The sequence below is a fragment of the Phytohabitans maris genome, from assembly GCF_031085175.1.
Classification (GTDB): domain Bacteria; phylum Actinomycetota; class Actinomycetes; order Mycobacteriales; family Micromonosporaceae; genus Phytohabitans; species Phytohabitans maris.
This window is the reverse complement of the sequence record NZ_JAVHUY010000001.1, coordinates 217,621-240,252: the sequence shown is the minus strand read 5'-3', so window position 1 is coordinate 240,252 and position 22,632 is coordinate 217,621. Positions and strand designations below refer to the sequence as shown.

Sequence of the window (22,632 nt, the reverse complement as noted above, 5' to 3'; positions counted from 1 at the left end):
ACTAGTCAGACGCCGCTCTATCCCATCAGGCGCTGCCGGCTCAGTCCCGGATCCGGTCGAAGCTGGCCCTCGGCCCGCTCAGCCGGCCGCCGCAGTGTCGATCGCCTTCACCAGGTACGGCCCGAGCGTCTTGCTGAACGTCCCCGTGATGTGGCCGACGGTGTCGCGATAGGCGATGACGTTTCCGATCACCACCGGGCATGAGGTGTCGTCGCAGTAGAACGGCCGCAGGTCGACGAGGCCGACCCCGTCCACCATCGCGGCGGCGGCGACAAGCGCGTCGACTTCGGCGTACGCGTCCTCGACCGGGATGACGCAGTCGTTCTCTCGTACCGAGAACCCGACCCGCTGCACGCACTGCAGCGCCGACGGCGGCACGCCAGGGTTGTCGGCGATCACGACGATCTTCGTGCCACGGGCCGCGACCGGCCGCCACGCCTCCGCGTACATGCGGGAGACCCAGTCCTTGTCCTTCGCGGTCTTGTGGCGCGCCCCGGTCACGATCGCGATGTCGTACTTCGGTCCGTTCACGAGGCGTTCCTGGATGTCCTTCATCGCCGCGTCGCAGGTGCTGCCGGTGCCGGTCCGCATCCACTGGCAGCCCCACCCGGTGTAGCTGTCGAGCCGCCAGCCGTACGCGTCCAGTTGCGCCCGGAGTCCGGGGAGCAGCATCGCGGCGTGGCTGTCGCCGAGCAGCGCGACGGACCGGGCGGCTCCCGGCTGGCCGTCGGAGCACACCTTCATCGGCGCACCCTCGTCGATCCAGCAGTCGAACGCGCCAGCCGTGTCCTTGGCCATGGCGGCCGGCGCCGGGAGGACGAAGTTGCCCGCCACCGGACCGCAGCCGAGCGCCGGATCCATCGCGGCCGCACCGAGGCAGCGCTGCTCCGCCGCGGTCGGGCCCGCCGCCGGCGACTCGGTCGACCAGCCGTGCACCACCACCGTGGCGGTCACCGACGTCACGATCATGGCGGCGGCCAAGCCGGGGCGCAGCCCGAGGCGGGCGCCCGGGACCAGCGGCCGGCTCGTCAGCCACGACGAGCGCCGGATCGGATCCTCCACCAGGTGGTACGAGCTCACCGACAGGACGGCCATCAGGACAAGGGCCACCACGTAGTACCTGGCCGAGTCGGTCGGCAGCACGGCCGCCAGCAGGATCACGACCGGAAAGTGCCACAAATACAACGAGTACGAGACATCGCCGACATAGCGGCTCACCCGGTTGGTCAGTGGCCACAGGTAGCGCTGCTCGCCACCCTGGCCGGCCGCGATGACCAGCGCGGTCGCGAGCACGGGAAGGGCACCCCACGGCGCCGGAAAGCCGGGCGACGGCGGCACCACGAAAAGGGAGACGAGAATGCCGGCCAGGCCGATCCAGCCCAGCACCGCCCGGACGGCGGCCGACCGGATCGCGACGGCGTTGCCGAGAACGGCGAGCAGTGCGCCAACGCCGAGCTCCCAGGTCCGGGACAGCGTCGAAAAGTACGCCACCGTCGGCTCCGACGCGGTCTCACGAAACGCCCAGAGGAACGAGACGACGGTGACAGCGCCGATGGCGACGCCCACGGCGACCCTGCGCTGGCGCCCGTTCCAGGCCAGATAGCGCACGCCGAGCGCCAGCAGGCCGAGCATCAGCCACGGCCAGAAAAGGTAGTACTGCTCCTCGACCGCGAGCGACCAGAAGTGCTGCACCGGCGAGGGGGGCTGCCCCTCCTGGAAGTAGTCGGTGCCCTGGATGGCGAATCGCCAGTTGGCGGCGAAGAGAACCGACGCGAGGATGTCCTTCGCCGTCAGCGTGAACCGGTCGCCACCCAGCAGGAAATACGACGAGACACCGGTGGTGAGGAGGACCAGCAGGGACGCCGGCAGGATCCGCTTCACCCGGCGGACGTAGAAGCCTTTGAACGAGATCGTGCCGGTACGGTCGTGCTCGCGCAGCAGCAGGGACGTGATGAGAAAGCCCGAGATGACGAAGAAGACGTCAACTCCGACAAACCCACCATCGGGATACTCCAATAGGTGGTCAGCGACGACGGCCAGCACCGCGACGGCACGCAGGCCCTGCACGTCCGGGCGGAAACCCGCCGTCTTCGGCACGGTAACGGTGTCGCGCTGCCGCTGTGCGTAGCCGACCGACATCTACGGTTTTCCTTCCCTTTGAAGCTGTTTGGCACGCGCGGCAGCCTGCGACGGCTCGTCGGCCGACTGATGTCAGCGGCGATCACGATACTGGAGCGCTGTTTCCGCAGGGGGCCGCGCCAGACTTGCCGCTAGCCTCAATGCGGCGCCAGAGCGGCCGAGGCTCCTGTTACCGGAGGAGTGCATCGGCAGGCCAGCCGATCGCGGCCGCCACCGCCGCACGGTGGATCAGGATTCCGGTGCGGTGCCAGGCTGACTGGCCCGGGCGCGCTCGAGCAGCAGGTCTCGTTCCCGGACATTGCGCGTAAGCTCCGCCGCCCGCAGAAACTCGACGCGCGCCTCGTCAGCGCGGCCCAGCTTGGCGAGCAGATCGCCGCGCACGCTCGGCAGCAGGTGGTAGTCCTTCAGGGCGGACATGGCGGCCAGATCGTCCACAAGCTTGAGACCCTCTTCCGGCCCGAAGGCCATGGCCACCGCCACCGCCCGGTTTAGCTCCACCACCGGCGACGGCGCGGTCATCGCCAGTGCCTCGTAGAGCGCGGTCATCCGTACCCAGTCTGTCTCCTCGGCGGTCCGGGCCCGCGCGTGGCAGGCCGCGATCGCGGCCTGGAGCGCATATGGTCCGCCCGCGCCGCCGAGCTTTTCCGCGCGGTCGAGCGCGGCGAGGCCGCGACGGATGAGCAGCTGATCCCAGCGGGCCCGATTCTGGTCGAGCAGAAGCACCGGCTCACCCGCGGGTCCCGTGCGAGCCGCGGAACGCGATGCCTGGATCTCCATGAGCGCGACGAGCCCGTGCACCTCCGGCTCGTTCGGGATCAGTTCGGCGACGATGCGCCCGAGGCGCAATGCCTCCTCGCACAGCGCCGGCCGCATCCAGTCGTCGCCTGCCGTGGCCGTATAGCCCTCGTTGAAAATCAGGTAGATGACTTCGAGTACGGACGAAAGCCGTTCGGGCAACTCGGCACCCGAGGGCACCTCGAACGGGATCCCCTTGTCGGCGAGGGTCCGCTTGGCCCGCACGATGCGCTGCGCGACGGTCGACTCCGAGACCAGGTAGGCCCGGGCGATCTCGTCCGTCGTCAGGCCGCCGAGCACCCGCAGCGTGAGCGCGACCCGGGCCTCCGTGGAAAGCACCGGATGGCAGGCCGTGAAGACGAGGCGCAGCAGGTCGTCCTCGATATCCTCGACGGCCGCGTCGAAGTCGGGCGTGTGCTCGGTCTCCAGGTCGCGACCGAGCTGCTCCACCTTGCGCTCGAACCGCTCCCGCCGCCGGAAGTGGTCGATCGCGCGGCGCTTGGAGATGGCCATGAGCCAGGCGCCGGGATTATCCGGTACACCCGACTCAGGCCATTGCTCCAGCGCCGCGACGAGGGCGTCCTGCGCGAGCTCCTCGGCGAGCCCGACATCGTGCGTCATCCGCGCCAGGCCGGCGATCAGCCGCGCCGCCTCGATCCGCCAGACCGCCTCGATCGTCCGCTTGACCTCAGTCCCAGCCACGCCCCCGATACAACCACGCCAGCGGTGGTCAGTCCTGCTGGTCGTGCAGCTCCGCCACCTGGGCGTCGGTCATCGCGCCTCGGAACGCGTACACGTCGTCGACGCCGCCGAACCAGAGCTCACCGGCGGCCGCGCCCGATCCGGCGGCGCCTACGACGAGTGGCCCGCTGGCCTGCCAGGCGTACGACTGGTCGGCGGTGGCCGCCAGCACGCCGTTCACGTAGAGCCGGATCTGGCCGCGGGTGGCGTCGTAGACCCCGACCAGGTGGGTCCAGGTCGTGGTGTCGTCCACGGTCAACGGCTGCGGCGCCACCGCGGTAGCGGCCGGCTCGGCGCTCGGCCCGTCGGCCGGCGCGGTGGTGAACGTCCAGTGCTGCCGCGTCACGCCGCCTTCCGTGCGGTTGCGGACGCCCAGGTGGAACGCGGACCGGTCACTGCCCCGCTGCGCCAGCACGGTCATGTCGTCACCGGCCACCCGGTCGGGGCGCACCCATGCCGAGACGGTGTACGACTGGTCGGTGCGGAGCACCGGCGCGTCCACCCACTGCTCGGGCTCGCCAAGCTCGGCCACGTTTCGCTTCGTCACGCCGTACTCCACCGTCGCGACGCCGTGCAGCGGGTCGCCCTCCTCGGCCCAGTGCGTGCCGTCCAGCTCCAGGACGCTGGCCCCCGACTCCGACTCCACCCACGTGCCGCGGGTGAGGAACAGGTTGCGGGCCCAGAGGTCCAGCGCCAGCTCCATGCAGTACGTGGGATCGATCGTGTCGTCGTAGCAGGTGCCGCCGCCGGTCTCGAACGTGTACCTGCCCACAGGGGTCGGCAGGACCACGCCCACCGTGGACGTGGCCGGGTCGCCGAACAGGTCTCCGGCGAGGAGCAGGCGGTCGTAAACGCGCACGTTCGCGATCTGGCCGGCAAAGCCACCGCCGTCGGCGCCGTCGAGCCGGTCGCGCCCCAGCACGAACGGTCCGGTCGCGTCCCAGCCGTCGCCGTACGTGTCCAGCCACCCGCCGGCCGGTGTCGCTGCGGCTACCCGGACACCGTCGACGTAGAGCAGCACCTCACGAGCGGTCGCGTCCCAGCTCCCGATCAGGTGTTGCCAGAGCCCCGCCTTCGCGGGCGTGGGCGCCCAGGCGTCCACGGTGGCCGCGCCGGCCCGATCGGCGTCGGCCAGCCGCATGCCCCACTTCGCGGTGGCGCAGTCGAACGTCAGCGCGAAGGCACTGGTATACGTACCGTCGATGGAGGCCACGGTCTGCCTCCCGGTGCACGGCAGCGAAGGGGTGCGCGCCCACGCCGTGACGGAGAAGGTTTGCGAGGTGCTGACGACGGGCGCGCCGGCCGACGCGAACGAGGTGGCGGCACCACCGAACCCGGCGGTGCGCGCGCCGATCAGCCGCACGTCGGGCGCCCAGGTGAGGCCGTACGGCGTGAGCGGGGTGAAGCCGGACCTCTCGCCCTGGTCGGCGAGGGCGTCCTCCTCGGTGATGCCCGGATATGCCTCAAGCAGCCACACGGCCACCGCCACCGACGGAGGCGACACGACGACATCGACCGAGCTGGCCGGACCACGGAGGCCGGTGGCGTCGATGGCCCGTGCGAAGAGGAGGTTGAGACCGATGCCCGGCGGGACCAGCGTCACCGTCGCGGTCTTCCCTGTCCCGCCAGCCGTCGCGGGCACTTCCGACGTGCCCGGTTCGCCCCAGCCGTAGCGGAACTTCACCACGTCCGAGGCGGGCGAGTCGAAGCGGAACGTGCCCGGCTGGCCCACCCCGACCGGCGGCGTCACGGTCGTCACCGTCACCGGCGGAGCCTCTATGTCGACGGTGAACACGCACCACCGCGACCACGGGCTGGTCTGGCTCTGCGGCGCCGGGTCGGTGCCCCTGGCCCGGAAGGCGTACCGCTTTTCATGGGAGAGCCCGGAGACCTCGGCGGACGTGGCCCGGGTGTTGGCCGAGACCGTGGTCTGCGGGGGCGCGGGCAGGCGCGGTGTCGATGGGCCCCAGGTGCCGGAGGCGGGCACCTCCAGCCACTCCCAGGTGCCGGTGAGGGACTCGTGCGCGTCGGCGTCCGGGAAGACCGCGGAGAACCTCGGTGTCACCGTACCGATCAGGATCCCCGCTTCGGTGCAGGCGACTCCGGAGACTTGAAGGTTGGTTGGCGCGCCCGGGCGGGCATCGCGCGGCCGGTGGGATGCCGCGGCGGCGGCCGGCGCCGCCACCAAGGACGGCACCGCAGCCAGGACGGCGACCGCCACCGTCCACAATCGAGCAAAACGCACCGGGACCCCCCGTTAGACGATCGACATGTGGAAAAGCGTGCGCACGATACCCGTGCGGGGTGGCGTGTACGCAAGAGAGATCGGCGAAGTCTGTCCGATGGTCCAGGGTTCGCCACGGTAGCGTTCCCGGTTATGGGGGAAGAGTCCGCGTTCGCGGGGTTGGTGGAGCGGCACCGGCGGGAGCTGCGGGTGCACTGCTACCGCATGGTCGGCTCGTACGACGAGGCGGAAGACCTGGTGCAGGAGACGTTCCTGCGGGCCTGGAAGGGCTGGGACGGCTTCGCCGGGCGCTCGTCACCGCGGGCCTGGCTGTACCGGATCGCCACCAACGCCTGCCTCGACACGCTGCGCGGCCGGGCCCGCCGGGTGCTCCCGCAGCATCTCGCGCCAGCGTCCGACCCGACCGCCGACCTGCCGCCGCGCACGGACATCCCGTGGCTGCAACCCTTTCCCGACGCGGCGGCACCGGTGGAGAGCGAGCCGGACTCGGTCGCGGTCACGCGGGAGACGATGGAGCTGGCGTTCCTGGCCGCGATCCAGCACCTGCCGCCGCGGCAGCGGGCCGTGTTGATCCTGCGCGACGTGCTCGGCTGGCCGGCGAAGGAGGCGGCGTCGGCGCTGGAGGCCAGCGTCGCCTCGACCAACAGTGCCCTGCAGCGGGCCCGCGCCACGCTCCGCGAGCACCTGCCGGAGCACCGGCTCGACTGGGCGCACCCGCTCGGCCCGACCGACGAGGAGCTGGCCGTCGTCCGGCGGTACGTGGATGCGGTCGAGCGGGCCGACCTCGACGCGCTGGCCGGCCTGCTCGCCGCCGACATCCGCGCGGTGATGCCGCCGTGGCCGATGTGGTTCGCCGGCCGGGAGGCGGTGCTGGCCACCCTCAGGGTGAGCTGGGACCCGGCGGGACCGTATTACGTGGGCAGGTTCCGCATGGTGCCGACCGCGGCCAACGGCATGCCCGCCGTCGCCGCGTACGTGTGCCCGCCCGGCGACGACACGTACCGGGCGTTCGCGATCGGGGTCATCCGGGTGGAGGGCGACCGGATCGCCGAGCTGAGCGCCTTCCACGACACGAGCCTCTTCGCCGCGTTCGAGCTACCGATGACTTTCGCGCCGGGCGGCGTCTCAACGGGTGTACCCCACACCTGACGGGAAAGAGGCAGCTCATGGCAAAGATGCTGTACGGGGCGACGATGTCGCTGGACGGGTTCATCGCCGGACACGGCGGCGACATGTCCTGGCTGAAGCCGTACTTCGGGCCCGATCCGGAGATGGACAGCCTGGTCCACCGGGTCGGCGCGCTGCTGGTCGGCCGGCGCACGTTCGAGGGCGACGACCCCAACAGGGGCACCGAGCACGAGGGGGCGTTCGGCGGTGCGTGGGACGGGCCGACGTTCGTGCTCACCCACCACGTGCCGGCCGATCCGGTGCCCGGCGTGACGTTCATGGACGACCTGGAGAGCACGGTGGCCGCGGCGAAGGCGGCGGCCGGCGACAAGTACGTCAGCATCCTGGGCGCCAGCACCGCGCGGGCCTGCCTGGACGCGGGCCTGCTCGACGAGGTCCTGGTCAGCGTCGCGCCGGTGCTGCTGGGCGACGGCACGCGGCTGTTCGAGCGGCCGGGCGGCGACAACGTGCCGCTGGAGCGGATCAGCCTGACCCACGGCCCGCTGGCGACCAACATCTGGACGCGCGTCCTGCCGCGGTGACGGGCTGATTTCAGGGCGGTTGCGGTCACGCAACCGCCCTTTTGCTATTTAAACCCCCATTAGGTACGGAACACGCGTGTCCGTCAACGATCAAACACGGTTGAGTCTCGACTTTGCAGAGTTCGATCGAAACCTTGCAGAAATATGTCGCGTTAGCTACGGTGACTCCACTTGCGCTTGTGCACGAGATCCGGTGCGCCAGCCATCGATCGACATCAGCAAGTAATCCGCACCGCCGAGTAGAAGGACGCACCGCGGTGACGCGTCACCGCAGGGCACCGATGACGCAACCGGAGTTCCCGAAGGGAAGGACAATGTCCGCACCGCTGTTTCGAAGGGTCGTCGCCGTAGCGGCCGCGGCCGGTGTCGCGGGGCTGAGCCTCGCGGCCTGTTCCACGAAGGGTGACGACGACGGGTCGTCGTCGGCTGGCGGCAAGGTCTCCATCACCGTCGACTGCCAGCCGGTCGCGTCGCAAAAGGAGCTTCTGGCCAACTGGAACGCGGATGTCGATGCGTTCCAGAAGGAAAACCCGAACATCGAGATCAAGAGCGTATCGGTCGGCACCCAGTGCAACAACCCGCCGGACTTCACCGCCCGACTCCAGGGCGGCACGACGACGGACGTCTTCTACGGATACATGACGGACCTGCAGCAGGTGCTCGACTCCGGACAGGTCATGGACATCACCGAGTACGTAAGCGCTTCGACGGTGTCCACATGGGACAGTGTTGACGCGGGTGCGAAGGCCGCCTTCACCGACGGCGGCAAGGTCTACGGCATCCCGACGAAGAACTACTCGATGGGGCTCGTCTACAACAAGAACCTCTTCCAGCAGGCCGGGCTCGACGTCAAGAACCCGCCGAAGACCTGGGCCGAGGTCCGCGAGGCCGCGAAGAAGATTTCCGCGCTCGGCAACGGGATCGCCGGGTACTCGGAGTACAGCGCGGGCAACACCGGCGGTTGGCACTTCACCGCCGAGCTCTACTCGCTGGGCGGGCAGATGGTCACCGAAGACGGCAAGAAGGCCGACTTCAACAACCCGATGGGCAAGCAGGTGCTGCAGACCCTGAAGGACATGCGGTTCACCGACAACAGCGTGGGTGAGAAGCAGCTGCTGCAGTGGCCGGACCTGCTCACCAACGCGGGCGCCGGCAAGGTCGGCATGTTCATCGGCGCGCCGGACGCGACCCAGGCGATCGTCACCCAGTTCCAGGGCAAGTACCAGGACTGGGCGATGGGACCGATGCCCGGCCAGGACGGCGCGGCGAAGGCGACGCTCGGCGGCGGTGAGGGCTACTTCTTCAAGAAGGGGCTGAGCAAGGAGCAGGTCGAGGCCGGCCTGAAGTGGCTGGCGTACCAGAAGCTCACCCCGGGCAAGGGACAGTTCGACTACGTGCGGGCCAAGCCGCAGAACTACCCGGTCGGCCTGCCGCAGCCGCAGCTGTTCACCGTCGGCAGCGCCGCGTACGGGCAGGAGCTCGAGCAGCGCAAGGCGAACGCGAACATCACCGTCGAGGACTTCGCGGTCTTCGAAAACAACCCGGTGCCGGTCAAGGTGGAGCCGCCGAACGCGCAGGCGATCTACGCGGTGCTCGACGCGGCGATGTCCGCGGTGCTGACCGACCCGAAAGCCAACGTCGACCAGCTGTTGAAGACGGCCGAGGACAAGGTGAACCAGGTCCTCGCCACGGGCGGCACAGGTAGCTGAAAACCCAGCGTGCGGGGGCCGACGCCGACGGCCCCCGCACCGTCCACACTGGAGTCTTCATGGCGACGATCACGGCACAGGGCAAGCCCGCCAAGGTCTCCGGACCCCCTCGGCCGCCAGCGCGGCGGCGCGGCCGCCGCACCCGCCGGATCCAGAGCAACCTCACCGGGTACGCGTTCCTCCTCGGCGCCGTCGTGTGCTTCGCCGTCTTCTCCTGGTACCCGATGATCCGCGGAATCGTCATGAGCTTTCAGCGGACGCGGCGCGGTGAGACCACGTGGGTCGGCTGGGACAACTACGAGCGGATCGTCAACGACCCGAGCTTCTGGACCGCCTGGAAGAACACGTTCTACTTCACCGCGCTGGCGCTGATCCTCGGCTACGCGGTGCCGTTCCTCGTGGCGATCCTGCTCAACGAGTTCCGCCACGCCAAGGGCTACCTGCGCATCCTGGTGTACCTGCCGGTGATGCTGCCGCCGGCGTCCGCGCTCTTCCTGTTCAAGTACTACGCGTACGACCCGAGCGACGCCGGCCTGTTCAACGCGATCCTCAAGTTCCTGCACCTGCCCACCTCGGAGTGGATGCAGTCCACGACGATGACGATGCCGGCGATGGTCATCGCGTCCACGTGGATGAACATGGGCGCCGCCGTCCTCATCTACCTCGCCGCCTTGCAGAACATCCCGGGCGAGCTCTACGAGGCGGCGGAGGTCGACGGCGCCGGGATCTGGCGCCGGATCTGGAACGTGACGATCCCGCAGACCAAGCTGATCCTGTCGCTGATGGCGATGCTGCAGATCGTGGCGACGATGCAGCTGTTCATCGAGCCGCTGATCCTCGCCAACGGCGCCGGTACGCAGGACTCGGCGACCTCGGTCGCGTACCTCATCTACCAGCACGGCTTCTTCCAGAACGACCTCAACGGAGCGGCCGCGCTCGGCGTGATCATGCTCGTCGTGCTGGGCGGCTTCTCCTTCGTGTACGTGCGCCTCACCTCGCGACAGGACGAGACATGACCCGGACCCTGATCTCCTCCGCCCAGATGCGGCGCGGGCGGGGCAAGTACATGTACTGGACCCTGCTCACCGTCGTCATCGTCGTCTTCACGCTGGTCTTCGTCGGGCCGCTGTACTGGATGGTCACCGGTGCGCTCAAGTCCGGGCAGGAGATCGCCCAGACCCCGCCGACGCTGTGGCCCGAGGATCCCCGGCTGACCAACTACACGGACGCCTGGCACCAGCTCGACCTGGCGAAGCTGCTCTTCAACACGTTCTACTACGCGGCCGGCGCGCTCGTCTTCCAGCTCGTGCTGGACACCGCGGCGGCGTACGCCCTGTCGAAGCTGCGCCCCGCGTTCGGCAACGTGATCCTGGCGCTGATGCTCGCCACCCTGATGATCCCGGCGATGGTGCTCATCATCCCGCAGTACGTGACGGTCATCGACCTGCCGATCCTGCACGTCAACCTGCTCGACTCGCCGCTGGCGCTGTGGCTGCCCGCGGTGGCGAACGCATTCAACATCTTCCTGCTCAAGCGCTTCTTCGACTCGATCCCCGAGGAGATCATGTCAGCGGCCATCATGGACGGTGCGACGCCGCTCCGTACACTGTGGTCGATCATCCTGCCGATGTCCCGGCCGATCCTCGGCGTGGTCTCCATCTTCGCGGTGACCGCGGTGTGGAAGGACTTCCTCTGGCCGAAGCTGGTCATGCCGTCGCCGGAGACCCGGACCGTCAGCGTCGGCATCTACGCGTTCTCCGGCGGCACCCCGATGAACGTGGTGGTCGCGGCCGCCGTCATCGCCGCGATCCCGACCATCGTCTTCTTCCTGATCTTCCAGAAGAGCATCATGTCCGGCCTCACCGCGGGCAGCCTGAAGGGATAGGTTCTTTCGTTGGGTGACAACCAGTGGTGGCGGTCGGCCGTCATCTACCAGATCTATCCGCGCAGCTTCGCCGACAGTGACGGCGACGGCATCGGCGACCTGGGCGGCGTCCGTGCCCACCTCGACCACCTGGCCGGCCTCAGTGTCGACGCGGTGTGGTTCAACCCGTGGTACGCCTCGCCGCAGGCGGACGCCGGCTACGACGTCGCCGACTACCGCGCGATCGACCCGGTCTTCGGCACCCTGGCCGAGGCCGAGGAGCTGATCCGGGAGGCGCACGCGCTGGGCATCCGGATCATCGTGGACGTCGTACCGAACCACTGCTCGGACAAGCACCCGTGGTTCGTCGAAGCGCTTCAGAGCGGCCCCGGCTCGACCGCGCGTGACCTGTTCTGGTTTCGCCCCGGCCGGGGTGAGTCCGGTGAGCTGCCGCCGAACGACTGGCAGTCCATCTTCGGCGGCCCGGCCTGGACCCGTACCACCAATCCGGACGGCACGCCCGGCGAGTGGTACCTGCACCTGTTCGCGCCCGAGCAGCCGGACCTCAACTGGGACAACCCGAAGGTGCGCGAGGAGTTCGAAGACGTGCTGCGGTTCTGGCTGGACCGGGGCGCGGACGGGATCCGGATCGACTCGGCCGCGCTGCTGGTGAAGGATGGCGGGCTCGCCGACTTCGACCCGGCCGACCCGCCGTTCCCGCACCCGTTCCAGGACCGCGACGAGGTGCACGACGTGTACCGGGCGTGGCGGGCGATCGCCGACAGCTATCCGGAGCCGCGGGCGCTGATCGGCGAGGTGTGGCTGCCGGACGCGGAGCGGTTCGTGGCGTACATGCGCGAGGACGAGATCCACACCGCGTTCAACTTCGCGTTCCTCGGCTGCCCCTGGGACGCGGCCGCGCTGCGCGCCACCATCGACGAGACGCTCGCCGTGCACGCCCCGGTGAAGGCGGCCGCGACCTGGGTACTGTCCAATCACGACGTTCCCCGGCACGTGACCCGGTACGGGCGCGCGGACACGTCGTTCACATTGGACTATCGCCAGCTCGGCGCCCCAACCGACCGGGCGCTCGGGCTGCGCCGGGCCCGCGCCGCACTCCTGCTCAACCTCGCCCTGCCCGGCTCGGTCTACCTGTACCAGGGTGAGGAGCTCGGCCTCGAAGAGGTCGAGGACATCCCGGACGCCCTGCGGCAGGACCCGATGTTCTTCCGCACCGCCGGGGCAAACCTGGGCCGCGACGGCTGCCGCGTACCGATCCCGTGGTCCGGCACCGCCCCGCCGTTCGGCTTCAGCCCGCCGGGCGCGACCGCGGAGCCGTGGCTCCCCCAGCCGGCCGCCTGGCGCGACCGGACCGTCGAGGCGGAGTCCGGCGACCCCGACTCGATGCTGGAGCTGTACCGGCGGGCGCTGGGGCAGCGGCGGGGCCAGCCGGAGCTCGGCGACGGCCCGTTCGCGTGGCTGCCCGGGCCCGACCGGGTGCTGGTCTTCAGCCGGGGCCGCGACGCGACGTTCGCCTGCGTGGTCAACCTCTCCGGCGAACCGGTCGCGCTGCCGGTCGCCGGGCGGGTCGCGCTGACCAGTGGTCCGCTCGACGGCGACCGGCTCCCGGCGGACACCGCGGCCTGGATGGTTATGGAGTAGAAATCCGGCTATTGCTGCATAAACCTCTCATATGCGGTTGGCCGTGAAGATCCTTCGGGTTACTCTTTTGGCCGGTCAGGGGGCATGACGGGCGGCTGAGGGGGTGCTGCGTGGCGGCGGTGATCGCGGCGGAAGGCCGGTGGGGCAGGCAGCACCTTCTCCGGCTCTACACGGTGGCGATGGGCGGCGCCGGGGTGCTCGTCACAGCGCTATCCGCGGGCCAGGTGGTGGACGCCGCGACCCGGCACCCGGCGATGTGGCTGATGACCGCGCTCGCCGTGCTGGCCGGAGCCCTCGCCTTCATCGACACGCCGGCGCCGGGCCGGTCGCCGCTGATCGTGTGCCCGACGATCTGCTTCACGTTCGCGATCCTGCTCTGCTGGGGCCTCGGCCCGGCGATCGTGGCGCAGGCGGTCGCGGTGCTGATGGTGCGCTGGAAGCTGCGCGCCCCGATGAGCGAGGGAGTCAAGGCGTGGGGGCAGTACACCCTCGCCTTCGCCGCCGCCGCGGGCGTGCTGTGGCTGGGCCAGCCGGATCCGTTCGAGCGCGCCGGGCCGACGAACATCGTCACCGACGCGGTCGCCGTCGTCGGCGCGGTCGCCGCCTGGCTCGTCGTGTACGCGGTCCTGGAGTTCGGCCACTCGGTGCTGCGCGGGGCGTCGGCACACCCGCGCGGGCTGGGCCGGGCGATCGGCAACCAGTTGCTGTTCAAGGCCTCCCTGCTGCTGCTGAGCCCGGTGCTGGCGGTGGCCGCGCACATCAACGTCGGCTTCGTACCGCTGATCTTCCTGCCGCTCTTCGCCGTGCAGCGGATGGCCCGCCTGTCGGCCGAGCGGGACCGGGCCGCCCGCATGGACCCGCTCACCGGCCTGGCCAATCGCACCGGCCTGCGCGCCGGCTTCTGCGACCTGATGGCCGCCCGCGACCGGGTGGCGCCGGACGGGGTGCCGGCACCCCGCGCGCTGTCCTTGCTGATGCTCGACCTCGACCGGTTCAAGCACGTCAACGACTCGCTCGGCCACGACGTCGGCGACCGGCTGCTGGTCGGGGTGGCCCACCGGATCGCCTCGGTACAGCCCCGGGACGCCATCGTGGCGCGGCTGGGCGGCGACGAGTTCGCGATCCTGCTCGCCACGCACACCCCCGAGGAGGCCGAACGCGTGGCGTGTTCGGTGGTCCACGCGCTCGTCGAGCCGGTGCGGCTGGACCGCCTGCAGATCGACGTCACCGCCTCGCTCGGCATCGCGTCCTATTCGGACGGCGAGGACTTCGCCACCCTGCTGCGCCACGCGGACGTGGCGATGTACGAGGCGAAGCAGCGCGGCGACGCGGTCGCCACGTACGCGGCCCGGGCCGACCAGAACAGCCCGGAGCGGCTCAAGCTCCTCACCGACTTCCGGGACGCGCTCAGCTCCCCGCGAGCCGACCAGGTCACGATGCACTACCAGCCGCAGGTGTCGCTCGCCACCGGTGAGGTGGAGGGTGTGGAGGCGCTGCTGCGCTGGCACCACCCGACGCACGGCCTGGTATCCACCCGCGAGCTGCTCAGCGTCGCCGAGCACAGCTCGGTCATGCGGCAGCTCACCATGCGGGTCATCGACGACGTGACCGCGCAGGCGGCCGGCTGGCCGGCGGCCGGGCTGGACATCCGCGCCTCGCTCAACGTCAGCGTCCGCGACCTCTACAGCGACGACCTGGCCACGCACCTGGCCCGGCGGCTGGACGAGCGGGGCGTGCCGCCGGAGCGGATCCAGGTGGAGATCACCGAGAGCTCGCTGCTCGCCGACCCCAGCCGGGTGCAGGCGACGGTCAACCGGATCGCCGGGTTGGGCGTGGCGGTGTCGCTCGACGACTTCGGCACCGGCTACTCGTCGCTGCAACACCTGCGCCGCCTGCCGATCAGCGAGATCAAGATCGACCGCTCGTTCGTCAGCGGGATGGCCGGCAACCGGGACGACGCCGCGATCGTACGCTCCATTGTGGAGATGGCCCGGACCCTCGGCATCCGCACCGTCGCCGAGGGCGTGGAGAACGAGTACACCCGCCGGCTCCTCGCCGAGACCGGGTGCACGCTGATCCAGGGTTGGATCGCCGCGCGCCCGATGCCCGGCGGGGAGCTGGTCCGGTGGATGGCGGCGGGAGAGCTGGTACGGCCCGCGGTCGGTCAGCTGCCCCAGACGTAGGCCTTCGCCGGTACCGGCACGGCGCTGCCGGCGAAGAGCGAGTTGACCCGGGATGCCTCGGCCGCACTGGGCGTGGCGTTGGCGCAGGAGACCGGCGCGCTGCTGCCCGACATGAGGTCCGAGCAGCGGCCGGTACGGTTGTCCGGCAGGCCGAGGATGTGTCCCCACTCGTGGGTGGCGATACGGGTGCGGTTGTAGCCCTGGTCGACCGCCTGCCAGCCCATGTAGATGCGGCCGGAGCCGAGCCCGGTCACGTACGCCCGCGGCCATCCACTGTCGACGTAGATGGTGACGGTCGCCGGGGAGCCGGCCTGCAGGCGGACGTTGGTCACGCTGCTGTTCCAGATCTGGGCCGCCGGCCGGCGTGACCCGCACCGCATAGCAATTGTCCCATAGCGCCCTCCACCGGCCGGCGCGCGATGATCTGTCCGTGACAGACGTGCTGGACCACCCCGTGTGGGCCGCCCTGACCGGCGCGCACGAGCACCTCGGCCGCCGCGCCGGCGACGCCGCCCGGTACCCCTCGGACGTGGCGCCGTTCGCCGCCCTACGCCCCGACGCCGGCGGGCGGGCGTGGGCCGACCTCGCCGCCATCACCGGCCCGGGCGGGGTCGTCGCCACGGTCGGCGGCGCCGTGACCCCATCGCCGGACTGGGCGGTGCTGGAGGTGTTCGCCGGCGTACAACTGGTCGACACGGCACTGCGCGCCGCGCCGGATCCCGAGGCGGTGCCGCTGGGGCCGGCCGACGTCGACGAGATGCTCGACCTCGTCTCCCGCACCGAGCCCGGCCCGTTCCGGCGGCGCACCGTCGAGCTCGGCGCATACCTGGGGATCCGGCGGGAAGGGCGGCTCGTCGCGATGGGCGGCGAGCGCTTCCACCCGCCCGGCTGGACCGAGATCAGCGCGGTCTGCACCGACCCGACCCACCGCGGCCAGGGCCTCGCCACCCGCATCGTGCGGGCGGTCGCCGCCGGCATCAGGGCGCGCGGCGAGACCCCGTTCATGCACGCGGCCGCCGACAACACCACGGCCCTGCGCCTCTACAAGTCGATCGGCTTCAGCCTCCGCCGCGATGTGACCATCACCGTGCTGAAGCGACACAAATAGATTTACCCCGGTCCGCGCCGGCTGCGGACCGTTTGCTCCCGCGGGCACCGCTCCGGCCGGCGGCTCGCTTGCGCTCGCCGAAATCCCCGGCCTCCGCTGCCAGGTCCGCGGGTTTCCCCGCGCTGTCACCGGACCGGAGCGGGCACCGAGGCCGCTACGCCCCGTCCACTTGCGACTCCGCGCACGCATCTCGAAGGCCGCCCGCGGCGTCGTCATGCCCTGACGGTCCGGCTCTCACCGGAGGTGAGAGTGGTGTGACCGCGACCAACCGCGGAGGGTGAGGCCGCGGGAGCGACGGTCTGGACCACGACGGACGTCGCGGTAGCCCGAATCTATTGAAGGGAAAGGCGCCTACCGCGCTCCGGTCACCGCCGGGAGCAGGCCGGCGACGGCGGGGGTGAAGACGTCGACGAGGTCCCACAGCTCGCGCGCGCCAGGCGCGGCGCCGGCCACCTGCGGGTCGGTGTGGCGCAGGAACGCCAGGTGCCGGCAGGCGTGCGCGGCCACGTCGACCGGGCGCACCACCGGCGGGCTCGGGGTCAGCGGGTCGGGGCCGCGCGCGTCCGGCAGGTCGAGCACGGGCTCGGCCGGCGCGGCCGGATCCGGGTCGGGCAGCGCCACGTAGGTGAGCACGATGCCGCCGGCGGTGTGCCGCCACGAGGTCGAGTGCAGCAGCCCCACACCGTGGCCGGCCAGGCTCCGCGCGCAGGCGTCCGGGTGCTCGCCGGGCCCGAGCGGCCGGGACACGGTGCGGAAGCAGAGCCGTCCGCCCCGTGCGCTCAGCAGCACGGACTCGACGAGTGCCCGGACGCCCGGGATCATCGCAGCGGAGCCCGGCGGCTCGTCACCGCCAGGTTCCATGCCGGCAACCATACCTTGTTGCCACATGCTGGCAAGAACGAACCGCACGCGACAGTCTGGGGAGGAGTCCGCTGTGCCGCCATCGCGCCTGGCTGACCGTTGCGGCCGGATCGTCCGGTCGCGCGCGTTCGAGGTGGTCATCGTCGTGCTCATCGGCGCGAACGCGGCCGTACTGGGCCTGGAGACATACCCGCACCTCGGGATCGTCGGCCCGCCGCTGCACCTGCTCGAGTGGTTCTTCCGGGCCTTCTTCGTCACCGAGATAGTCATCCGGATCCTCGCGCACGGCCGCCGCCCGCAGGACTTCTTCCGCCACGGCTGGAACGTCTTCGACTTCGTGGTCATCGCCGCCGCCTTCATCCCCGGCCTGCACGGCGACTCGCCCGCCCTGCGAGTCATCCGCATCGCCCGGGTGGTGCGGTTGGTGCGCTTCTCCCCCGGCCTGCGCACGATCGTGGCGGCGCTGCTGCGCAGCCTGCCCGGCGTGGGCGGCTTCCTGGCGCTGGCGATGGTGACCCTCTACGTGTACGGCATGGCCGGCTGGCTCATCTTCGCCGAACACGCCCCCGACGAGTACGGCACGATCGGGCGGGCCGTGCTCACCCTCTTCGTGCTGCTGTCGCTGGAAAACCTGCCCGACCTCATCGAGCAGGGCATGGCGCTGTCGCCCTGGACCCTCGTGTACTACGTCAGCTACGTGCTCATCACCGCCAACCTGCTGCTCAACATCCTCATCGCGGTCATCGTCAACTCGATGGAGGAGGCCCGCCGGCTGGAGATGACCGAGCGGATGGCGGCCGACGAGGACGGCGACGGGGTGCCCGACGAGATCGACCGCATCGCCATCAGTCAGCGGCTGGACGACCTGAGAACGCTCGTCGCCGAGCTCGAACGGGAGCTGCGCATCGAACGCGAGGAACCCGGCCACCGCGCCAAAGCACCGTTGCCGCGAAGCCCTTGATTTCCCTGGCCTGGGCGTCGGGCCTGGTGATCGGCGTGAAGGCCTGATGGCCTGGCGTCAGGTGCTGACCCGGAAGTCAGCGAGGACCTCCGCCAGAGAGTGGCGTCCGGCGGCGGCCAGGGCCGGGTTCGTGTACCGGTAGACGCGCACCGCGCCGAGCCCGGCCCGTAGCGCCCAGCCGCGCCCCCGCCGCCAGGTCGCCTCGTCCACGCCCACCACCGCGCGGAAGACGTCGCGGGTCCGGGCGGTCAGCAACGCCCAGGCGGGCAGCAGGTCGGTGGCCGGGTCGCCGGTGCCGGCCAGGCCGAAGTCGATGACCGCGGCGAGGCGGCCGCCGCGCGCGACGAGGTTGGCCGGCAGCAGGTCGCCGTGCAGCCAGACCGGCGGCCGGTGCCACGGCGGCGCGGCGAGGGCGTCCTCCCACACCGCGGTCGCCCGCTCGGCGTCGACCAGGCCCACGGCGGCCAGGCGTCCGATCGACTCGTGGACGTCGGCGTCGCCGGGACCGACCGGTAGGGCCCGGGGCGAGCGCGGCGCCCCGGCGGTGTCGATCCGCTGCAACGCCGCCACGAACCGCCCCAGCCGTACGGCCGCGTCGCGCAGGTCGACCTCGGGCCGGGCGGCGAGCGTCTCACCGTCGAGCCACCGGTACACCGACCACGGGTACGGGAAGTCGGCGTCCGGCACGCCGGCGCCGAGCGGCACCGGCACGTCCAGCGGGAGGCGGGGCGCCAGCCGGGGCAGCCACTCCCACTCCCGGCCCACCATCGGCGCCGCCCTGGGCAGGGCGGGCAGGCGGACCACAAGCTCGTCGCCGAGCCGGTAGATGAGGTTGTCGGTGCCGGCCGTGCGGACCTCGCGGACGGGCAGGTCAGCCCACTGTGGAAACTGCTTGGCGATCAGCCGGCTGACCAACCGCGGCCCGACCCCGCTCATGCCGCCGGGCCCGTCCGGCGCGCGGCCGGCCGCCGCTCCGGCATCGCCTGCCGGACCAGCACCAGCCGGCTCACCCGTGCGGTCACGGGCGAAGGGTACCGAGCGCTCGTTTCGGTTCGCGAAGCGGCTGCCGACCGCGTCCGGCCGCAAGCCGTCTACCGGGGGCGCGGCCCCTCGATGGCAAGGGCCGCGACCAGCGCGGCTCGAGCCGTTCGAAGTCGGGCTCGTGCTCGGGTGTGGCGCTCGTGGCCGCCGGGGTGGACGGCGGTGGCGGCGCCGGGGTCTGCTCCGCGGCGCACGCCGCGAGAGCCAGTGCCGTGAGCGCGGCGAGGCAGGGCGCGGGCCAGCATCAGGCGAGGCTCGGGAGCACGACCCGCTCCAGGACCGCGTTCGGCGTGCGCCACTGCTCGGGATCGTCGTAGTTGCCGGCCGCGATGGCCACGACCACGCCCAGGTCGGGCAGGATCGTCAGGCGCTGCCCGCCGTTGCCCATCGCGCCGACCCAGCGGTGGCCGCCCATCTCACCGCTGTACCAGTGGTAGCCGTACCTGCCGCCCCACTCGGTCGGCAGCCGCGGCCGGAGCATCTCGGCGAGCCAGCCGGCGGGCACCACCTGGCGGCCGTCCCACGCCCCGCCGGCCAGCACGAGCTCGCCGATGCGGGCCAGGTCCGGGGTGGCCAGGCGCAGCCCGGACGCGGCCGAGGCCACGCCGTCCGAGCCGGCCATCCACTCGAACGAGCCGATGCCCAGCGGTGTGAAGAGCACCTCGCGGGCGTAGTCCGCGAGCGGCCGGCCGGTGCCCCCCGCGATCAGCCCGCCGAGCAGGGCGGTGGCGCCACCGCTGTACGAGTACCGCACGCCGGGCGCCTCGACGACCGGCCGCTCCAGCACGAACCGGTAGCGGTCCGGGGCCAGCTCCATGGCGATCTCCGCGTTGGCCGGGCTGTCGTACGGGATCTCCTCCCTCCACTCCAGCCCGAGCGACATGGTCAGCGCGTGCTCGACGGTGAGCTGAGCCCGGGCGGGATCGGCGCCCAGGTCGGGGTACTCCGGGAAGCCGGCCAGCAGCGGCGCGGCCGGCTCGGGCACGAGGCCGTCACCGAGCGCGATCCCGTACAGCAGGGCCACCGCGCTCTTGGTCACCGACCGCACGTCGTGCGGGGTGTGCGGGCCGAAGTCGACGGTGCCGAGCGGGGTACCCCAGGTGAAGTCCTCGCCGCTGCCGTAGTGCTCCAGCACAGTATGTCCACTGTGGATCACGATGACCGAGTGCAGCCCGCCGGCCTGACCGGCCCCGATCACCTCGTCCAGCCGCTCACGTATCGACACATCGACAGCTTAGGCGGGCAGCGCCTTGTCGACCTCGGCCGCGCCGGCGACCTGGTAGACGGCGGTGACGGCGTCCCGCGGCACCGGCGCGTACACGTGCGGGAACACGCCACCGTCGGAGGACTCCTCCCAGCGGACGCTCTCCCCCAGCGCGTCCCCGTCGATGGCGGCGATTACGAGCGTGGGCTCGTCCGGAAACACCCCCAGGGCGGTGGCGCCCACCTGGGCGCGCGAGGAACAGTGGATGAACCCGGACTCATGGTCGAACGGCGAACCCTCGAACCGCCCGGCCGCCTCCCACTCAGCCCACTCGGCGGGCAGCAGGATCTTGTAGATCAGCACACGTCCCACCCTAAACGCGCGGCGCCGCACCGAGGCTGCCGCTCTCGGGAGCGCGCCGCGCCATCAGGATTCGCAGGCCACACCGTCGCCGTCGCGGTCGAGTCCGCTGCGGTAGCCAGGGTCACCCCGGTACAGGGGTGCGGCTCCGTCGCGCTTCGCCTCCGCGCAGCTGGCGTAGTACACGTCGTCGGGCTCGTCCTCGGGCGGTGGCGCCGGCGGCTTGGTGGTCTTCGGCGCCGCCGGCGGCTTGCGCACCGCGGGCGGTTTCGATAGGTCATGCTCCGGAGTGTCGTCCAGCGAGGGCGATCAATGTCAGTCCCTGTCAGGCCAGGGTTGGTTGCCGCCTCGCGGGTGCGACGCCGACGGTCGGGCGGCTGATTCCGGGAAGGCAGCGCCCACCGGGCACAGGGAGGTGTGCCGGTGGGCGCTGCTGACTGTCGCTATCGGACGATGACTCGGACCGCGTCGAAGGCGGGGATCTGGTTGGCGCGCTGCATCATCGGGATGCGGTGTGAGGCGTCGCCGGCCCAGGAGGCGCACTGGAAGATGCCCCGGTTGGCCAAACCCGGCACTCGGATCTCGATGACGTCCGGCGCGGCGCCGCCGCCGTTGTCCTCGGTGGCCACGAAGAATGCCGGCACTGGCGCGGGGTCGGGTGCGACGCGCGTGCTGTCGAGCTGGCGGCAGGCGCTGTGGAAGTGTCCGCGGACCAGGTTCTGGTCGTTGAGGATGGACATGTCCACGTAGTAGCCGCCCTGGCCGGCCGGGAGGAAGCGGTCGCGGATCAGGTTGCGGGTGCTGACCCGGATCGTGAACGGCTGGTTGACCCGTACCGACTGCGGCGCGCTGACGATGAGCAGCGTCGGGTTCTGGTCGGCGTTGGCTACCTCGCCCATCTCGGTGTCGACGCAGCGGTTGCCGTTCTGGAAGCCGTCGTGGATGTCCAGGCCGTTGCCCTCGGAGCACTCGTCCGGACCGAAGTCCAGCGGCGGCGGTGCGGTGGTCGGTGCGCCGGTGGCCGGCTGGTTGGGCGCGCCGGTGCTGTTGCCGCCGCCAGTGCTGGTCACCGTGCACGTGGCGAGCTCGCGCAGGCCCTGCGGGCGCGGGCCGGCCCGGTCGATCGCGATGGTGATGCGGTCGAGCGTGGCGCGGCGCTTGTCGGCGAGCGGGCCGAGGATGACGTTCTGCACGAAGTTCGCGCCGCCCTGGCCCTGGCTCGTGGCGAGCCGCCGGTTGGCCTCGGCGATCTGCTGCTGGAGCAGGTCGAGGTTGCGGGCCACCTCGTCGCGGGCCCGCGCCGGGATCTCCGGGAGCCGCTGCTCGACGTCGGGGCAGGAGACCGTCTGGGCGGCCGCCTGGGTGCCGCAGTCCTGGCCGTCACCCCAGTAGTTACGGACCGTGCGGCCGTTCTGCCGGGTGGTGGTGACGCCCTGACCGGCCGGTGCCGTGCCGCCCGGCGCCGGCGCGCAGGCCGGCGGGCGGTTGGCGGTGGGGCGCCGGTTGGTGTGCGCCGAGGACACCTGCGTCACCGTGATGCCGCCGCCGAAGACGGCGAGCGTACCGATGATCGCGATGACCCGGTTGCGCCGCGTGGACAGGAGACCCTTGCGCCGTCGTACCGACCTGTACATGGTGCACCTTTTCCTCGAAGCCGAATGCGGCTCTCGTTTCGGCGGGTGCAGTCACTTTATGAGTCGGCGTTGAGGCAGCGCCAAGCTGCAAATGATGATTTAAAGCTAAACGGCTTTTCCTTAACGGCGATTTATGCCCGTGCGATTCAACCGCTCAGATCAGCCGTTCGGCCGATGTCCGGGGTTCAGTCAGGCGCACCCCGAATGGGGTGACTCGCTGGACATCCGGTCGCCCCGCCGCGCGTACCCCCTCTGCTTGTAAAGCCCGACCCGGACGGGCCGGAAGCGGCACGGCGATCTGGTCGCGAGCCGGCGTGCGTCGGCGACCCGGGCCCCGCGGAACCGGCGCGAGCGACGGTGGAGTGTGACATCTGCTTTCGTCTAGAGTTGGGCTGGCGTTGTCTGGGCGTGGGTGT

19 protein-coding genes are annotated in these 22,632 nt (G+C 71.0%); 9 read left to right on the top strand and 10 right to left on the bottom strand.

Annotated elements, in window-relative coordinates; genetic code table 11:
• Positions 1-78: 78 nt before the first annotated feature.
• The 3 genes from RB614_RS01090 to RB614_RS01080 form a co-directional block, all read right to left on the bottom strand.
• Positions 79-2,139, bottom strand: a complete 2,061-nt coding sequence (locus RB614_RS01090) for an acyltransferase family protein (protein WP_308710384.1) — start codon at positions 2,137-2,139, stop codon at positions 79-81.
• A gap of 228 nt (positions 2,140-2,367) precedes the next feature.
• On the bottom strand, positions 2,368-3,636 hold the full coding sequence (locus RB614_RS01085; protein WP_308710383.1) for an RNA polymerase sigma factor: 1,269 nt from the start codon (positions 3,634-3,636) through the stop codon (positions 2,368-2,370).
• Positions 3,637-3,664: 28 nt separating this feature from the next.
• Complete coding sequence (locus tag RB614_RS01080) at positions 3,665-5,740, bottom strand: LamG-like jellyroll fold domain-containing protein (RefSeq protein ID WP_308710382.1); 2,076 nt, start codon at positions 5,738-5,740, stop codon at positions 3,665-3,667.
• Positions 5,741-6,052: 312 nt separating this feature from the next.
• Here RB614_RS01080 and RB614_RS01075 point away from each other — a divergent pair, with 312 nt between their 5' ends.
• The 7 genes from RB614_RS01075 (at position 6,053) to RB614_RS01045 (ending at position 15,047) form a co-directional block, all read left to right on the top strand.
• Positions 6,053-7,069: an RNA polymerase subunit sigma-70 gene (locus RB614_RS01075; protein WP_308710381.1), complete on the top strand. Its 1,017-nt coding sequence runs from the start codon at positions 6,053-6,055 to the stop codon at positions 7,067-7,069.
• Positions 7,070-7,086: 17 nt separating this feature from the next.
• Positions 7,087-7,629 (top strand): dihydrofolate reductase family protein, encoded by a 543-nt coding sequence (locus tag RB614_RS01070; RefSeq protein WP_308710380.1) that lies wholly within the window; start codon positions 7,087-7,089, stop codon positions 7,627-7,629.
• 314 nt (positions 7,630-7,943) lie between these two features.
• Positions 7,944-9,338: an ABC transporter substrate-binding protein gene (locus tag RB614_RS01065; RefSeq protein ID WP_308710379.1), complete on the top strand. Its 1,395-nt coding sequence runs from the start codon at positions 7,944-7,946 to the stop codon at positions 9,336-9,338.
• 59 nt (positions 9,339-9,397) lie between these two features.
• A complete protein-coding gene (locus tag RB614_RS01060; protein WP_308710378.1) occupies positions 9,398-10,354 on the top strand; it encodes a carbohydrate ABC transporter permease in 957 nt (318 codons plus the stop codon).
• A complete protein-coding gene (locus RB614_RS01055) occupies positions 10,351-11,223 on the top strand; it encodes a carbohydrate ABC transporter permease (RefSeq protein ID WP_308710377.1) in 873 nt (290 codons plus the stop codon). The genes RB614_RS01060 and RB614_RS01055 overlap by 4 nt, the downstream gene beginning before the upstream one ends.
• Before the next feature lie 9 nt (positions 11,224-11,232).
• Positions 11,233-12,864, top strand: a complete 1,632-nt coding sequence (locus RB614_RS01050) for a glycoside hydrolase family 13 protein (RefSeq protein ID WP_308710376.1) — start codon at positions 11,233-11,235, stop codon at positions 12,862-12,864.
• Positions 12,865-12,974: 110 nt separating this feature from the next.
• The gene (locus RB614_RS01045) at positions 12,975-15,047 is read left to right on the top strand and encodes a putative bifunctional diguanylate cyclase/phosphodiesterase (protein ID WP_308710375.1); all 2,073 of its coding nucleotides are present in this window, start codon (positions 12,975-12,977) and stop codon (positions 15,045-15,047) included.
• On the opposite strand, the gene RB614_RS01040 is transcribed toward RB614_RS01045, so the two are convergent.
• The gene (locus RB614_RS01040) at positions 15,029-15,427 is read right to left on the bottom strand and encodes a snapalysin family zinc-dependent metalloprotease (RefSeq protein WP_428982888.1); all 399 of its coding nucleotides are present in this window, start codon (positions 15,425-15,427) and stop codon (positions 15,029-15,031) included. The genes RB614_RS01045 and RB614_RS01040 overlap by 19 nt on opposite strands.
• Positions 15,428-15,477: 50 nt before the next feature.
• Here RB614_RS01040 and RB614_RS01035 point away from each other — a divergent pair, with 50 nt between their 5' ends.
• A complete protein-coding gene (locus tag RB614_RS01035) occupies positions 15,478-16,155 on the top strand; it encodes a GNAT family N-acetyltransferase (RefSeq protein WP_308710374.1) in 678 nt (225 codons plus the stop codon).
• Positions 16,156-16,506: 351 nt separating this feature from the next.
• On the opposite strand, the gene RB614_RS01030 is transcribed toward RB614_RS01035, so the two are convergent.
• On the bottom strand, positions 16,507-17,016 hold the full coding sequence (locus RB614_RS01030) for a hypothetical protein (protein ID WP_308710373.1): 510 nt from the start codon (positions 17,014-17,016) through the stop codon (positions 16,507-16,509).
• A gap of 73 nt (positions 17,017-17,089) precedes the next feature.
• On the opposite strand from RB614_RS01030, the gene RB614_RS01025 reads away from it, so the two are divergent.
• Complete coding sequence (locus RB614_RS01025) at positions 17,090-17,977, top strand: ion transporter (protein ID WP_308710372.1); 888 nt, start codon at positions 17,090-17,092, stop codon at positions 17,975-17,977.
• A 57-nt stretch (positions 17,978-18,034) separates the two neighbouring features.
• Here RB614_RS01025 and RB614_RS01020 read toward each other — a convergent pair whose 3' ends face one another.
• From RB614_RS01020 to RB614_RS01000, 5 genes are all read right to left on the bottom strand, one after another.
• On the bottom strand, positions 18,035-18,913 hold the full coding sequence (locus RB614_RS01020; protein WP_308710371.1) for an aminoglycoside phosphotransferase family protein: 879 nt from the start codon (positions 18,911-18,913) through the stop codon (positions 18,035-18,037).
• Positions 18,914-19,262: 349 nt separating this feature from the next.
• Positions 19,263-20,237, bottom strand: a complete 975-nt coding sequence (locus RB614_RS01015) for a serine hydrolase domain-containing protein (RefSeq protein WP_308710520.1) — start codon at positions 20,235-20,237, stop codon at positions 19,263-19,265.
• A 15-nt stretch (positions 20,238-20,252) separates the two neighbouring features.
• Positions 20,253-20,585 (bottom strand): DUF952 domain-containing protein, encoded by a 333-nt coding sequence (locus tag RB614_RS01010; protein WP_308710370.1) that lies wholly within the window; start codon positions 20,583-20,585, stop codon positions 20,253-20,255.
• A gap of 63 nt (positions 20,586-20,648) precedes the next feature.
• Positions 20,649-20,840 carry an excalibur calcium-binding domain-containing protein gene (locus RB614_RS01005; RefSeq protein WP_308710368.1) on the bottom strand — a complete coding sequence of 64 codons (192 nt, stop codon included), beginning with the start codon at positions 20,838-20,840 and terminating at the stop codon, positions 20,649-20,651.
• Between the two features lie 185 nt (positions 20,841-21,025).
• On the bottom strand, positions 21,026-22,216 hold the full coding sequence (locus RB614_RS01000; protein WP_308710367.1) for a hypothetical protein: 1,191 nt from the start codon (positions 22,214-22,216) through the stop codon (positions 21,026-21,028).
• Positions 22,217-22,632 lie beyond the last annotated feature (416 nt).